A 13,369-nucleotide genomic window follows, 5' to 3' on the forward strand; every position below is an offset into this window, starting at 1 on the left:
AAGGTGCAGAGCAGCCGTGCTGTGCAGTGACACGGCGAACGCGGTAAGTGAGGTATGTGGTCTGCGGGGAGAGGCCTGCGGCCCCCGGGCAGCCGGAGGCCACAGGGGGACGGGGAGCCTGACGTGCCGACAGCGATCGCGGTCACCAGCGCCGAGCTGGTGCTGCCGCCCACCGACCCCCAGACCCCGCACGCCGCCGTCCTCCCCGCCCCCGAGACCCAGCCCATCGACGCCACCCTCGCCGACCTCCGCCACCTCGTCGACCGGTACGGCCACGTGGTCGTCGTCTGCCCCACCTCCGCCCCGCCCGCCGTCGCCAGACGCCTCCACACCGTCCGCTCGCTCCTCGAGAGCGACCGGATCGCCCTGGTCAGGACCGACCTGCCGCCGCTCGGCGCCGCCGTCCTCGTCCGCCAGCTGCGCCAGCTCGCCGGCTGCGACATCAGCCCCGGCGTCCTCGCCTCCGCCGCCCGGCTCCTCACCCACTACATCTACGCCGGCGCCGTCCTCGGCTCCGTCTCCCGCCTCGACCGCGTCCCCGTCAGCCTCGGCTCCCACCTGAAGGGCTGGCTCCCCGGCGCCCACTTCGCCGTCCTCGCCGGACCGACCCCGCAGATCGTCCGGATCGGCTCCGGCGAGACCCCGCTCGCCGGCCCCGAGTTCGCCACCCGGCTGCTTCTCGCCCGCGGCCAGCTCCAGACCGACTGGCCGACGACCACCCTCGTACCCCGCTGGCAGATCCAGGGCCCCGTCCAGGAGACCGCCCTGCCGGCCGGCTCGCCCGCCTGGTGGGGCACCGGCAAGCTCGTCGAGTTCGCCTCGTACCTCCCCGACCTGCCCGTCCTCTACCAGCTCGTCGCCTCCGTACGGCGCGAGAACTGCCACTGGTGCGGGATGGAGCTCATCGGCGACCGCTGCGGCTTCTGCGCCGCGCCCCTGCCGACGGCCGCCCAGCCGCCGACGGCCGCCCGGCCGCCCGCGTCGGGCCCCGCCCCGTCCGCCCGCCCCGCCCATCGGATCCGATCGAGGTAGTCCGGCCATGAACTCCCGCCAGCGCCGCGGCGTCATCCTGCTGCTGCTGTCCGTCCTGTGCGCCCTCGGCGCCTTCGCCGGCGTCCTCACCGTAATCAGCGACGTCAACTCGAAGGTGGGCCCCGAGGTCGACGCGTACCGCATCAGGCAGGACGTGAAGCCCTACACCACCCTCAGGGCCAGCCAGTTCGAGAAGATCACCATGCCGAAGCGCTGGCTCTCGCCCACCGCCGTCACCGACCTGCGCCGCATCGAGGGCCGGATCGCCGTCACCACCCTCAAGAAGGGCTCGCTCCTCCAGTCCGACATGATCGTCGACCGCCCCCAGCTCCGGCCGGGCGAACAGGAGATGGCGATCATGATCGACGCCGCCACCGGCGTGGCCGGAAAGATCACCGCGGGCGCCACCGTCAACATCTACGCCACCTTCGCGGGCGAGAAGAAGGACGAGTCCCCCCAGTCCCGGCTGATCGTCCAGGGCGCCCGCGTCCTCGACGTCGGCACCCTCACCCCGGCCCGCGACCGCAGCGACCGCTCCGAACGCGCCACCTCCGCCGTCCCCATCACCTTCGCGCTCTCCGCACTCGACACCCAGCGCGTCGCGTACGCCGAGTCCTTCGCCGAGCACGTACGCCTCGCCCTCGTCGCTCCCGCGGCGGCCGGCACCCCGGCCGATCCCGCCAAGCCCGGCGACCGCACCTACACGCTCGACAAGGACAAGTGAGGCCGGTATGACCACCAGGATCCTGCCGGCCGTCGGCGACCCCGACGCGGCCCGGTCCGTCACCACCCTCATCGGCCAGCTGCCCGACGCCGAGCCCGCCCCGCCCGTCACCGACTCCACCCAGCTCGTCGACACCCTCGCCCGGCTCGCCGCCGAATCCCTCGACGAACTCCCCGAGGTCGTCCTCGTGCACGAGCGGATCGGACCCGTCCCCGCCCTCGAACTCGTCCGCGAGGTCGCCCTCCGCTTCCCCGCCGTCGGCGTCGTCCTCATCACCGCCGACGCCAGCCCCGTCCTCTTCTCCGCCGCCATGGACTCCGGCGCCCGCGGCCTCGTCACCCTCCCGCTCGGCTACGAGGAACTCGCCAGCCGCGTCCAGGCCGCCGCCCAGTGGTCCGCCGGGGTCCGCCGCCACCTCGGGGCCGGGGCCGACGTCGTCACCGGCCCCGGCGGCACCGTCGTCACCGTCAGCGGTGCCAAGGGCGGCGTCGGCACCACCGTCACCGCCGTCCACCTCGCCCTCGCCGCCCGCGCCTCCGGGCGCACCGTCGCCCTCGTCGACCTCGACCTCCAGAGCGGCGACGTCGCCTCCTACCTGGACGTCCAGTTCCGCCGCTCCGTCGCCGACCTCGCCGCCATCGCCGACCTCTCGCCCCGCGTCCTCCAGGACGCCGTGTACGTCCACGAGACCGGCGTCTCGCTGCTCCTCGCCCCCGCCGAGGGCGAACGCGGCGAGGAGGTCACCGACCGCGCCGCCCGCCAGATCGTCAGCGCGCTCCGCGGCCGCCACGAGGTCGTCGTCGTCGACTGCGGCGCCCAGCTCACCGGCGCGAGCGCGGCCGCCGTCGAACTCGCCGACCGCGCCCTGCTCGTCACCACCCCGGACGTCGTCGCCGTCCGCGCCGCCAAGCGGACCGTACGCATGTGGGAACGGCTCCAGGTCCGCAAGGCGGAGGAGAGCATCATCGTCGTCAACCGGCACACCCGCTCCACCGAGATCCAGCCGCCCCTCGTCCAGAAGATCACCGGCACCCGGATGGCGGGCGTCACCGTCCCCGCCCAGTTCAAGGAACTCCAGGCCGTCGTCGACGCCGGCCGCCTCCACGAACTCGACGCCCGCTCCACCGTCAAGCAGGCCCTCTGGGCCCTCGCCGGCGAACTCGGCCTCACGGCCGCCCCCGCCCCCGGAGCCGGCGGCACCAAGGAACTCGCCAGGACCACCCGGACCTCCGGCGACCGCGGCTCCCTCGGGCTGCGGCGCCGCGGCGAGCGAGGGCGCTGACCCGTGATCCGACGACCGACCCGGGACGACGACAGGGGACAGGTGGCGGTCGAGTTCCTCGGCATGGTGCCGCTCATCCTGCTGACCCTCGCCGCGCTCTGGCAGCTCGTCCTCGTCGGTTACACCTACACCCTGGCGGGGAACGCGGCGGACGAGGCGGCGCGGGCCTGCGCCGTCGGCGACGACGGGGTGGCGGCCGCCCGGCGCCACATCGACGGCGCCTGGGGCGTCTCCGGCGGCGACTGCGGCGAGGACGGCGGCCTGGTCCACGTCCGCGTCGCACTCCGGGTGCCCGTCCTCGTCCCGGGCCTGGGCGGCCTCTTCGAGGTCGTGGGCGAGGCGGCCGCGGTACGGGAGGAGACGACCCCATGAACACGCGCTCCACGGAGAAGGCGAGGACCCGGCGCGCCGGGCCGTACGGGGAGGGGCGGGAGCCGCGGTCGTACGGGGAGGGGCCCCGGCCGTACCGGTCGTACGGGGAGGGGCGGCGGGCCCGGCTCCGCGACCGGGCCCGAAGCCTGGGCCGCGAGCGGGCCCTGGACCGCGCCCGGCCCCGGCTCCGCGACCACGCGCGGTCACGGCCCCTGTCCCGTGAGCGTGACCGCGGGCAGGCCGCCGTCGAGTACCTCGGGTTCCTGCCGATCCTGCTGCTCGTCGGGCTCGCGGGACTGCAGCTCGGCGTCGCCGCGTACGCCGCCCAGCAGGCCGGCACCGCGGCCCGCGCCGCCGCGCGGGCGGCGAGCAGCGACGCCGAGGACGCCCCCGACGCCACCGCCGCCGGCCACGCGGCCGCCGACTGGGCCACGGCCGTCGACGTGAGCGACACGGGCGACGGGGTCGTCGCCACCGTCACCGTGCGCGTCCCCTCCGTCGTCCCCTTCTGGAACTTCGACCCGGTGAAGAGGACCGCGACCATGCCGAGGTCCGACGACGAAGGGGAGGCCCCGTGAGCCTGCGCGCCCGCATCAACGCCCCCGAGGAGAAGGCCGGTGCGGCCGGCCGGGAGGACGGACACCTCGTCGCCGCCTTCCGCGCCAAGCTCCTGGAGGAGATCGACCTCACCGAGATGTCCGCGCTCGCCGCCGCCGAGCGCCGGGCCCGTCTCGAACGCGTCCTCGGCCACATCATCAGCCGCGAGGGCCCCGTCCTCTCCACCGCCGAACGCGCCCAGCTCATCCGCCGCGTCGTCGACGAGGCCCTCGGCCTCGGCGTCCTCGAACCGCTCCTCGAAGACGCCTCCATCACCGAGATCATGGTCAACGGACCGGACCAGATCTTCGTCGAGCGCTCCGGCCGGGTCGAACTGCTTCCGCTCCGCTTCGCCTCCCACGACCAGCTGATGCAGACCATCGAGCGGATCGTCTCCACCGTCAACCGGCGCGTCGACGAGTCCAACCCGATGGTCGACGCCCGGCTCCCCTCCGGCGAACGCGTCAACGTCATCATCCCGCCGCTCTCCCTCACGGGCGCGACGCTCACCATCCGCCGCTTCCCCCGCGCGTACACGCTCCACGAGATGATCGGCCTCGGCTCCCTCGACGAGCAGATGCTGCTCCTGCTCTCCGGACTCGTCCAGGCGCGGTTCAACGTGATCGTCTCCGGCGCCACCGGCACCGGGAAGACCACGCTCCTCAACGCCCTCTCCGGCCTCGTCCCCGAGGGCGAACGGATCATCACCATCGAGGACTCGGCCGAACTCCAGCTCCAGCAGTCCCACGTCATCCGGCTGGAGGCCAGGCCCCCGAACATCGAGGGCCGCGGCGCCGTCTCCATCCGCGACCTCGTCCGCAACTCCCTGCGCATGCGCCCCGACCGCATCATCGTCGGAGAGGTCCGCGGCGGCGAGACCCTCGACATGCTCCAGGCCATGTCCACCGGTCACGACGGCTCGCTCGCCACCGTCCACGCCAACTCCGCCGAGGACGCCCTCATGCGCCTCCAGACCCTCGCCTCCATGTCGGAGGTCAAGGTCCCCTTCGAGGCCCTCCGCGACCAGATCAACAGCGCGGTCGACGTCCTCGTCCAGCTCACCCGCCACCCCGACGGCGCCCGCCGGATCACCGAGATCGCCGTCCTCGCCTCCCACGGCCGCGAGCGCTTCCTGCTCGCCACCCTGTGCCGCTTCCACGCCCAGCCGATTGCCGCCGACGGCCGGGTTTACGGGCGGTACGTCCACCACCCGCTGCCCCGGCGCGTCGCCGAACGCCTCTACCTGGCCGGCCAGCCCCTGCCGCAGGCCTTCGGCGTGGCCGCAACCGACGACCGACTCGCCATCCGCGAAGCGAACGAGGAGAGCAACGGCCGATGACCGATCCCGTGTGGCTGACGCTCGGCGTGGCGGCGCTCTGCTGCGTCCTCGGCGTCGTCGGCCTCCAGCTGTACGCGAGCGGGGCCCGCCGCCACGCGGCCCTCGTCGCCCGCCTCGACGAGACCACCGCGCCGGAGACGACCGGGCGCCGCAGACGCCGCTTCCCCGGCCTCGACCGGCGGGTGCGCCGCACCGCGCTCGGCCGCCGCCTCGAACGGCGGATCGCGGCCACCGGCCTCGACGTCACGCCCGGCGAGTTCACCGTCGCCCTCGCCGTCACCGTGGCCGTGCTGTGGACGGTCGGCCAGGCCGCGCTGTCCCCGTTCTTCGGCCCGATCTGCGGGCTCCTCGGCATCTGGGTGGCCCTCGGCTACCTCGGCTGGCAGCGGCAGAAGCGGATCGAGAAGTTCATCAACCAGCTCCCCGAACTCTCCCGCATCCTCGCCAACGCCACCCAGGCCGGACTGGCCCTGCGCATGGCGCTCAGCCTCGCCGCCGACGAGATGGAGGCGCCCGCGGGCGACGAACTGGAGAAGGTCGCTCAGCAACTCGCCGTCGGCACCTCCCTCGACGACGCCCTCGGCGAACTCGCCGAACGCCTGCCGTCCCGCGAACTCGTCGTCCTCGTCACCACGCTCGTCCTCGCCAACCGTGCGGGCGGCACCGTCGTCTCCTCCCTCCGCAACCTCACCGAGACCCTGGAGGAACGCAAGGAGACCCGGCGCGAGGTCCGCACCCAGCTCTCCCAGGTCAGCATGACCGCCTACTCCGTCCCCGTGATCGGCGTCGGTTCCCTCCTCCTCATCGACAACATGCAGCCCGGCGCCCTCGACCGCATGACCGGCTCCACGATCGGCCAGTTCGCGGTCGTCGCCGCCTGCGCCCTGTACGTGGTCGGCTTCGCCGCCATCCGCCGCTTCTCGAAGATCGACGTCTAGGGGCCGTGATGGACCTCCTCCTCGCCCTCCTGGCCGGCCTCTCCGTCGCCGGCATCGCCCACGGCCTGCGCCTCTACCGCGCCGACGCCCGCCTCCCCGACGACCTCCGGCTCGCCCTGGAGGTCGGCGCCACCCGCACCGGCGCCGTCGACTCCGCCGTCGACCGGCTCGGCATGCGCTGGTCGCCCGCCGTCCTGCGCCTGATGGGCCCCGCGCGCGTCAACGCCGTACGCCGCCGGATCGACCTCGCGGGCAACCCCGGCGGCCTCACCATCGACCGGTACGGGGCACGGCGGGCCGTCTACGGCTTCCTCGGTGGCCTCGGCGCCCTGGTGATGCTCGGCAGGGGCTCGTACCTCGTGGCGCTGCTGCTGGTGGCGTTCGGCGCGTTCTGGACCGAGGTCGGCATCTGGTCGGCGGTCCGCATCCGCAAGGACCAGATCGAGCGCACGCTGCCGGACTTCCTCGACGTCCTGGCGGTCGTCGTCTCGGCCGGTCTCGGCTTCCGGCAGGCCCTCGAACGCGTCGCCGAGAAGTACGAGGGCCCGTGGGCGGACGAACTGCGCATCACCCTGCGCCAGATGGACATGGGCGTCAGCCGCCGCAAGGCCTTCGACGAACTGCGCCGCCGCAACGACTCCGAACAGGTCGCCCAGTTCGTCACCGCCCTGCAGCAGGGCGAGGAGCTGGGCGCCCCGATCGTCGAGACGCTCATCCAGATCGCCAACGACATGCGCCGCACGGACGCGCAGAACGCCCGCAGGAAGGCGGCGAAGGCGGTCCCCAAGGCGACGATGGTGATCACGACGCTGATGGTCCCGGCGACGATGATCCTGCTGGGCGCGGGCCTGTTCCTGGGTACGGGTACGGACTTCGGCTCGATCACGGGCGAATGACGGTGGATCTGTCACAGTGGGGGAGGGGCGAGAGGGAGGGGCCGGCGATGAACGGAGCCGACGTCTTCGCCGAACTCCCCACCACCACCCGCACGGAGGCCCTAGCCTCCCAACGGGACACGAGGCCCGACCCATGACCCGACCTGACGAATGGGCCCGGAGCCCCTGTGCACCAACGGCGCCCCCGGCATACGGTGCCGGAGCGCAAGCGTCTGAACGCGGAGGGGACCACGATGCACGACGCGATGCTGAAGGCTGTGACGAAGGCCAAGATGCGATGGACGGCAGCTTGCACGACCCCGGCCCACAGGGACCGGGGGCAGACGGCGGTGGAGTACCTGGGGATCATCGTGGTGGTGGTGGCGATCGTGGTGGCGATCACCGGCACGGACATCGGGACCACGATCATGGGTGCCATCACGGACAAGATCGCCGAGCTGACCGACTAGCAGTGTTCGGTGGCAGAGGGCGGGACGTCGGCCAGGCGTTCCCCGTCTACATCGTGGTGATCGCCGCACTCTTGTTCCTCGCCTTCGTGTACTTCGCGGTGGGACAGGCCGCCAGCACACGCAACGGTGCGCAAACGGCAGCGGACGCAGCGGCGCTGGCCGCTGCGCAGAACGCACGCGAGCAGTTGCGCAGAGGGTGGCTCGAGGTGATCACCGATCCTCTGCAGTGGGAGGGATTCGTCCAAGGCGAGGCTTATAAGGTCTCGCCTGCATGCGAGGAAGCGGCTGCCTTCGCCGAGAAGAACGAGGCGCAACTCGAACGGGACGGGTGCGACCGCCTTCCCGAGGGGCGTGAGGGCTTCAGCGTCACCGTGCGTACGACGGACACAGTCGGCCGCTCCATCGTCCCTATCACCGAGTCGCGCCATGCGATCGCATCGGCGACGGCTGTGATCGAGCCGAAGTGCACCTTTGCCGCGCCGGAGGAGCCTACGCCTGAGCCCACACCCGAGCCCACTCCGACAGCGCCTGACGAGGGCCAGGAGGAAGAAGGCGAGGCGATTCTTGGGCTCACCTGTGACGGTGAGCCCTGGGAAGTCGATCCCGACGACCCGAGGCTGCCCCGTGCCGTCGATCTCTTCACTGTCCGGTTGTCCGGCGACGACGAGTAAAGGAAGCGTTGTTCATGAACGTTCGGTACGCACGAAGGGGGCTGGCTTCCTTCGCCATCGTGTCGATGGCTCTCCTCGCGGTCGGCTGCGGAGCCAAGGAAGAGCCGAAGGCGGACAAGCCCGCGACGACGGCGCCCGCACCTCAGACGGGAGGGACCACGCAAGGGTCACAACCGGTCGAAGAGCCGACGGAGGCGCTGGCCGTGCTCATGGGTGAGGACGGATTCGAGCTCACGCTGACGTCGGTCGAACGAGACGCGGGTGGCTTTCTGACGGTGAAGGGCTCGCTGAAGAACTCGTCGGACCGCAGCAGGGCGGTGTCGCCCCGCGTCCGAGGAGATGAGACGGAACTGCTGAAGCACGGCAACTCGCTTGGGGGCGCCACGTTGCTCGACTCGGTCGGAAAGAAGCGCTACTACGTGCTCAGGGACACCGATGGGCGGCCGCTGACGACGACGGGATTGAGCATTCTGGGCAAGGGCAAGTCCATCCCCGTCTTCATGCAGTTCCCCGCACCCCCCGCCACCACCACCGAAGTCTCCTTCCAGCTCCCCACCTTCGAACCCGCCACCCTCAAGCTCTCCTGAGGCGACGCCATGACGACGACCACGACAACGCGCCGCCTCGCCACCGTCCTCGCTCTCGTCACCGTCGTGTGGTGGCCCGTGCAGGCGCCCAGTGCGGAGGCGGACGATCCGCCCGGGTCCGTGTCGCAGGGGGCGCCGCCGCCTGTGGTGGATGCGGGCGCGCCGGGGTTGATGCTGCCCGACGGGGCCACCCTCGCGCCCGCCAAGGTGCTCGACATCAAGCAGATCGTCGAGGAGGAGGGTGGGGAGCAGCGGCGGGAGGACACCAACGTCGACGTGACGTTCGCGCTCCAGGCCGAGGTGCTGTTCCCCAAGAACAGCGCCACGCTGACCCCCGCCGCCACCGCGCGGATCGACGCCATCGCGGCGGAGATCGGGCGGATGGGGTCCGGGCGGGTCCGGGTGTTCGGGTTCACGGACAACCTGGGGACCTACGCGCACGGGCTCAAGCTGTCCAAGGAACGGGCGGTCGCCGTGCAACGCGTGCTCGCCCGGCGGCTGGACGCGGGGACCACGTACGACATCCGCGGGTACAGCGAGGACTACCCGATCGCCGACAACGGCACCGAGGAGGGGCGGAAGAAGAACCGCCGCGTCGAGGTGTCCTTCCCCCGCGTCACAGGCTGAGCGCCGCCCGGATCGTGGCCGTCACGCGGTCCGGGCGCGTGAAGACCTCCCGCGCGGTGAAGCGCAGCACGCGGCGGACCTCCGGGCAGGACTGGAGGGCGTTGTAGCGGGCGACGTCGCGTTCGTGGGCGCGGCGGGTGCCGTGGTACGCGTAGCCCTCGATCTCGACCGCCAGGCCCGCCCCGCGGAAGAGGAAGTCGGGGTGCAGGGCGCGGCCGTCCCCCGCGCGCAGGGCCGGCTGCGGTTCCGGGTGGAGCCCCGCGTCGGCCATCCGCAGCCGGGCGACGGTCTCGGCGGGGGAACCGGAGGCCGGTTCCGCCAGCGGGAGCCAGCGGCGGGCGCGGGGCGCGCCGGGGCGGGAGGCGGCGAGTTCGGCGGCGAGGTCCTCGTACCGGACGAGCGGCCCGCGGCGCACCCCCTCCACGGCCCGCCGGGCGAGGGCAGAGTCCGCCGCGACGACCGCCTCCTCGCGGCGGACACAGCTCCGTATCAGGTCGGCGACCGTTCTCGCCGGGGTCGTGGTGCGCAGGCCCCGCCGGGTCGACCAGTCGCGCGGGGTGAGGTGCGTGGTGGAGTCGATCCGGAGGCCCGCGGTCCGCGCGGTGCGGCGCAGGGGCGTCGTGAAGTGCAGGCCGTCGGGGTCACCGCCGTGCAGGAGTTCGATGCGGTGGAGGCGCGCCGCCGTCCGGTGGCTGCACACCAGGTCGGGCCGGAGCAGCTGGAGCGCGGCCGCCCGCACCCGCCAGTCGACCTCCTTGCCGGGCGCCGCCCACGCGCCGCGGCAGACGGGCTGCCAGCCGTCCCGGCGCAGGCGACCGGAGAGCCGGCCGCGGGGCCAGCCCGCCGCCAGCGCCCAGATCGTCAGAAGGACCCCGCCCCGGGCGAGGATCGCCAAGTCGTACATGTGCCCAACGATCCACGGAAGCGGGACACTTCGCACCCCCTGTGGAAAACTGGAGCATGACGTCGATGAGACCCATGCAGCCGATGCCGTCGATGCCGCCGAGTGTGCAACTGGTCAGTGACCTCGTCGCCCGGGTGCCCGCGTTCCGCGAGGCGTACGAGTCGCACGTGTTCCGTCAGGGCGGTGTCCAGCCGCACGTGTTCTTCTGGGACGTCGTCCAGAACACCGTCCGTTCTTTCGTCAGCGAGGCCGGTGAGCCCGCCGGGCCCGGAGCCGTCCGGGGCGCCGCCGACTGGCGGCTCACCCTCGACTTCCTGGAGGAGCAGAGCAGGCGCGGCATCCTCGGGATCGACGAGGTGATCGTCACCTCCTTCCTGGGCGACCTGCCGTCCCCGCACGAGCCGGGCCACGGCATCGTCCAGCAGCTCGGGCCCGTCCTCTCCGCGAAGTTCGTCCGCATAAGGCCCCTGGGGTGAGCCCGGGGCGCCCGCCCGGATAATCGAGCGCATGCTCCACCCCGTCGCGGCCCCCGCACCGCCCCGCACCCCGGCCCGCGCCCCGTCCCGCGGGCCCGACCGCGCGACGCTCGTCGCCCTCGGCGCGTACGCCGCGACCCGCCTCACCGGCCTTCTCGTCCTCGCCCTCGTCGCCGCCGCGTCGGGCGGCGAGGACTGGCTGCACCGGCTGCGCGGTCGCTGGGACTCGGTCTGGTACGCCCGGATCGCGGAGCACGGCTACGGGTACGCCACCACCCTCCCCCACGGCGACGTCCACTCCGACCTCGCCTTCTTCCCGCTCCTCCCGGCCCTGGAGCGGGGCCTGTCCGCCGTGCTGCCGGTCGACGCCGCCACCGCGGGGCTGCTCGTCTCCTGGACCGCTTCCCTCGCCGCCGCCTGGGGCATCCACCGGTGCGGCGCGCGGATCGCCGGGCCCCGGGCGGGCGTGCTGCTGGCCGCCCTGTGGGGCGTGTACCCCACCGCGTTCGTGCAGTCCATGGCGTACACCGAGACCCTGTTCACGGCCTTCGCCGCCTGGTCGCTCCTCGCCGTCCTGCGCGACCGCTGGGTCCTCGCCGGTCTCCTCTGCGTCGCCGCGGGCCTCACCCGCCCCACGGCCGTCGCCCTCGTCGCCGCCCTCGGCGTCACCGCGCTGGTCACCCTCGTACGGACGCGGCGGCTGCCGCCCGCCACGCTCGCGGGCGTGCTGCTCGCGCCCCTCGGCTGGCTCGGGTACGTGGCCTACGTCGGCCTGCGGGAGGGCAGCGCCACCGCCTACTTCGACGTCCAGGCGGCTTGGGGCAACTCCGTCGACGGCGGCGTCGCCCTCGCCCGCTTCATCGTGGGCCTGCCGTGGCCCGCCGCCCTCGGGCTCTGCGCGGCGCTCGCGATCCTCGCCGCGCTGGTCTTCCTCTGCGTACGGCAGGGGCAGCCGCTGCCCCTGCTCGTGTACACGGTCGGCGTGGTCGCCGTCTCCCTCGTGGGCGCCGCCTACTTCGGCTCGCGGCCGCGCCTGATGATGCCCGCGTTCGGACTGCTGCTCCCGCCCGCCGTCGCCCTGGCCCGGCTCCGTACGAGGACGGTCGTCCCGGTCGTCGCCGTCCTGGCCCTGGCCTCCGCCGCCTACGGGGCCTTCACGCTCCTCGGCCCCGGGCCGCCGTGAGCCGAGCGGCTCTCACGCTCCTCGGCCCCGGGCCGCCGTGAGCCGAGCGGCTCTCACGCTCCTCCTCCCGGGTCCGCCGTGAGCCGCACCGTCACCCGTACGCCCGGGCGCACGCCCCAGCCGGCCATCGCGCCCGCCTCCGCCTCCAGGACGTGCCGGCCGCGCGGCCGGATCATGCCGAGCCGTCCCGGCCGCATCGTCACCACCGACAGGACCCTGAACGACCGGTCCAGATGCGCCACGTCGATCGCGAACCGCATGCCGAAGGTGTGCACGCTGTTCGTCGGCGTGATCAGCAGCGCGCCCTCGATGCCGTCCCGCCCCAGCAGCCCCCGCCGCCGCGCCCGGTACGAGGCCGCGACCTCCACCGGCACCACACCCCCCGGGGTCTCCAGAGACCCCGCCCCGTCCCGCCACGTCCTCCCCATCCGCCCGACCCTAACCAACCCCCCCCACCCCCTTGGGGGTGACCCCCTAGGGTCGGCCACGTGGACCTCGCACTCATCGCCCTCGCCGCCCTGTGGGGAGCCGCCACCGGGCTGCTCGTGCCGCGTGCCGCCCACCGGCTCGCCGTCGAGCCGGGGGAGCCGTGGCGGGACAGCTGCCCGGGCGGCCACCTCCTCGTCGGGCCGGCGCGCGGGTGGCTCGGGCCGCCCGGGCGGGGGGCGTGCGCGACGGCGGCCGCTCCGGCCGTCGCGCCGCTGGTCACCGCCCTCGCCTGCGCGACGCTCGCCGCCGCCACCGGCGGGCCCCGGCCGGAGCTCGCGGTCTGGCTGCTCCTGGCGCCGTTCGCCACGCTCCTGGCCTGCGTCGACGCCCGTGTGCACCGGCTGCCGGACGGGCTGACGCTGCCGCTCGCCGGCGCCGTACCGCTGCTCCTCGGGGGCGTCGCGCCGCTGCCAGGCGCCGCCGGGTCGTGGCCGCACGCGCTGCTCGGCGCGGCCGCCCTGGGCGGCGGCTATCTGCTGCTGTTCCTGATCAACCCGGGCGGGATCGGCTTCGGCGACGTCAAGCTGGCCGTACCGCTGGGCGCCGCCCTCGGCTGGTACGGATGGGGCGTTCTCTTCGCCGGGGCCCTCGCGGGCTTCCTCCTCGGCGCGGTGTACGGGTTCGGGCTCGTCCTGCTGCGCCGCGCCGGGCGCTCCTCCGCGATCCCCTTCGGGCCCTTCATGCTCGTGGGCGCTCTGCTCGGCCTGCTCCTGGGCGCGTTCACCGCGCGGCCCTGACGCCGGGCGGCACGTTGCTCCGCCGTGGCCGAAGCCCCACCGGTCCCGTCCCCCTCGCACGTACGG

The 13,369-nt window shown here is 73.6% G+C and carries 17 protein-coding genes; 15 read left to right on the top strand and 2 right to left on the bottom strand.

Annotated elements, in window-relative coordinates; all coding sequences use genetic code 11:
• Window positions 1-123 precede the first annotated feature (123 nt).
• From ACWDVG_RS16590 to ACWDVG_RS16645, 12 genes are all read left to right on the top strand, one after another.
• Complete coding sequence (locus tag ACWDVG_RS16590) at window positions 124-1,032, top strand: hypothetical protein (protein WP_451699904.1); 909 nt, start codon at window positions 124-126, stop codon at window positions 1,030-1,032.
• Between the two features lie 7 nt (window positions 1,033-1,039).
• Entirely contained in the window at window positions 1,040-1,756 is a 717-nt protein-coding gene (gene cpaB / locus ACWDVG_RS16595) for a Flp pilus assembly protein CpaB (RefSeq protein WP_451699906.1), read from the top strand.
• Window positions 1,757-1,763: 7 nt separating this feature from the next.
• A complete protein-coding gene (locus ACWDVG_RS16600) occupies window positions 1,764-3,038 on the top strand; it encodes an AAA family ATPase (protein WP_451699907.1) in 1,275 nt (424 codons plus the stop codon).
• A gap of 6 nt (window positions 3,039-3,044) precedes the next feature.
• The gene (locus tag ACWDVG_RS16605) at window positions 3,045-3,410 is read left to right on the top strand and encodes a TadE/TadG family type IV pilus assembly protein (RefSeq protein WP_451699945.1); all 366 of its coding nucleotides are present in this window, start codon (window positions 3,045-3,047) and stop codon (window positions 3,408-3,410) included.
• A gap of 164 nt (window positions 3,411-3,574) precedes the next feature.
• Window positions 3,575-3,988 carry a TadE/TadG family type IV pilus assembly protein gene (locus tag ACWDVG_RS16610; RefSeq protein WP_451699946.1) on the top strand — a complete coding sequence of 138 codons (414 nt, stop codon included), beginning with the start codon at window positions 3,575-3,577 and terminating at the stop codon, window positions 3,986-3,988.
• Window positions 3,985-5,346, top strand: coding sequence for a CpaF family protein (locus ACWDVG_RS16615; RefSeq protein WP_451699908.1), 1,362 nt, complete (start codon window positions 3,985-3,987; stop codon window positions 5,344-5,346). Before ACWDVG_RS16610 ends, ACWDVG_RS16615 begins: the two co-directional genes overlap by 4 nt.
• A complete protein-coding gene (locus ACWDVG_RS16620) occupies window positions 5,343-6,284 on the top strand; it encodes a type II secretion system F family protein (protein WP_451699909.1) in 942 nt (313 codons plus the stop codon). Before ACWDVG_RS16615 ends, ACWDVG_RS16620 begins: the two co-directional genes overlap by 4 nt.
• A gap of 8 nt (window positions 6,285-6,292) precedes the next feature.
• Window positions 6,293-7,180 carry a DUF5936 domain-containing protein gene (locus tag ACWDVG_RS16625; protein WP_451699910.1) on the top strand — a complete coding sequence of 296 codons (888 nt, stop codon included), beginning with the start codon at window positions 6,293-6,295 and terminating at the stop codon, window positions 7,178-7,180.
• Between the two features lie 233 nt (window positions 7,181-7,413).
• Window positions 7,414-7,629, top strand: coding sequence for a Flp family type IVb pilin (locus ACWDVG_RS16630; protein WP_451699911.1), 216 nt, complete (start codon window positions 7,414-7,416; stop codon window positions 7,627-7,629).
• 2 nt (window positions 7,630-7,631) lie between these two features.
• The gene (locus ACWDVG_RS16635) at window positions 7,632-8,300 is read left to right on the top strand and encodes a pilus assembly protein TadG-related protein (protein ID WP_451699912.1); all 669 of its coding nucleotides are present in this window, start codon (window positions 7,632-7,634) and stop codon (window positions 8,298-8,300) included.
• Window positions 8,301-8,314: 14 nt separating this feature from the next.
• Window positions 8,315-8,887: a hypothetical protein gene (locus ACWDVG_RS16640; protein ID WP_451699914.1), complete on the top strand. Its 573-nt coding sequence runs from the start codon at window positions 8,315-8,317 to the stop codon at window positions 8,885-8,887.
• A 9-nt stretch (window positions 8,888-8,896) separates the two neighbouring features.
• Entirely contained in the window at window positions 8,897-9,514 is a 618-nt protein-coding gene (locus ACWDVG_RS16645) for an OmpA family protein (protein WP_451699915.1), read from the top strand.
• On the opposite strand, the gene ACWDVG_RS16650 is transcribed toward ACWDVG_RS16645, so the two are convergent.
• Window positions 9,504-10,418, bottom strand: a complete 915-nt coding sequence (locus tag ACWDVG_RS16650; protein WP_451699916.1) for an endonuclease domain-containing protein — start codon at window positions 10,416-10,418, stop codon at window positions 9,504-9,506. The genes ACWDVG_RS16645 and ACWDVG_RS16650 overlap by 11 nt on opposite strands.
• A gap of 65 nt (window positions 10,419-10,483) precedes the next feature.
• Between ACWDVG_RS16650 and ACWDVG_RS16655 the strand changes: the two genes are divergently transcribed.
• Both ACWDVG_RS16655 and ACWDVG_RS16660 read left to right on the top strand, forming a co-directional pair.
• Window positions 10,484-10,894, top strand: a complete 411-nt coding sequence (locus ACWDVG_RS16655) for a hypothetical protein (RefSeq protein WP_451699917.1) — start codon at window positions 10,484-10,486, stop codon at window positions 10,892-10,894.
• 31 nt (window positions 10,895-10,925) lie between these two features.
• A complete protein-coding gene (locus tag ACWDVG_RS16660) occupies window positions 10,926-12,077 on the top strand; it encodes a hypothetical protein (RefSeq protein ID WP_451699918.1) in 1,152 nt (383 codons plus the stop codon).
• Between the two features lie 53 nt (window positions 12,078-12,130).
• Here ACWDVG_RS16660 and ACWDVG_RS16665 read toward each other — a convergent pair whose 3' ends face one another.
• Entirely contained in the window at window positions 12,131-12,505 is a 375-nt protein-coding gene (locus tag ACWDVG_RS16665) for a DUF192 domain-containing protein (protein WP_451699919.1), read from the bottom strand.
• Between the two features lie 60 nt (window positions 12,506-12,565).
• Here ACWDVG_RS16665 and ACWDVG_RS16670 point away from each other — a divergent pair, with 60 nt between their 5' ends.
• Window positions 12,566-13,303, top strand: coding sequence for a prepilin peptidase (locus tag ACWDVG_RS16670; protein ID WP_451699920.1), 738 nt, complete (start codon window positions 12,566-12,568; stop codon window positions 13,301-13,303).
• Window positions 13,304-13,369: the final 66 nt, after the last annotated feature.

Source organism: Streptomyces sp. NPDC003327 (assembly GCF_053589515.1).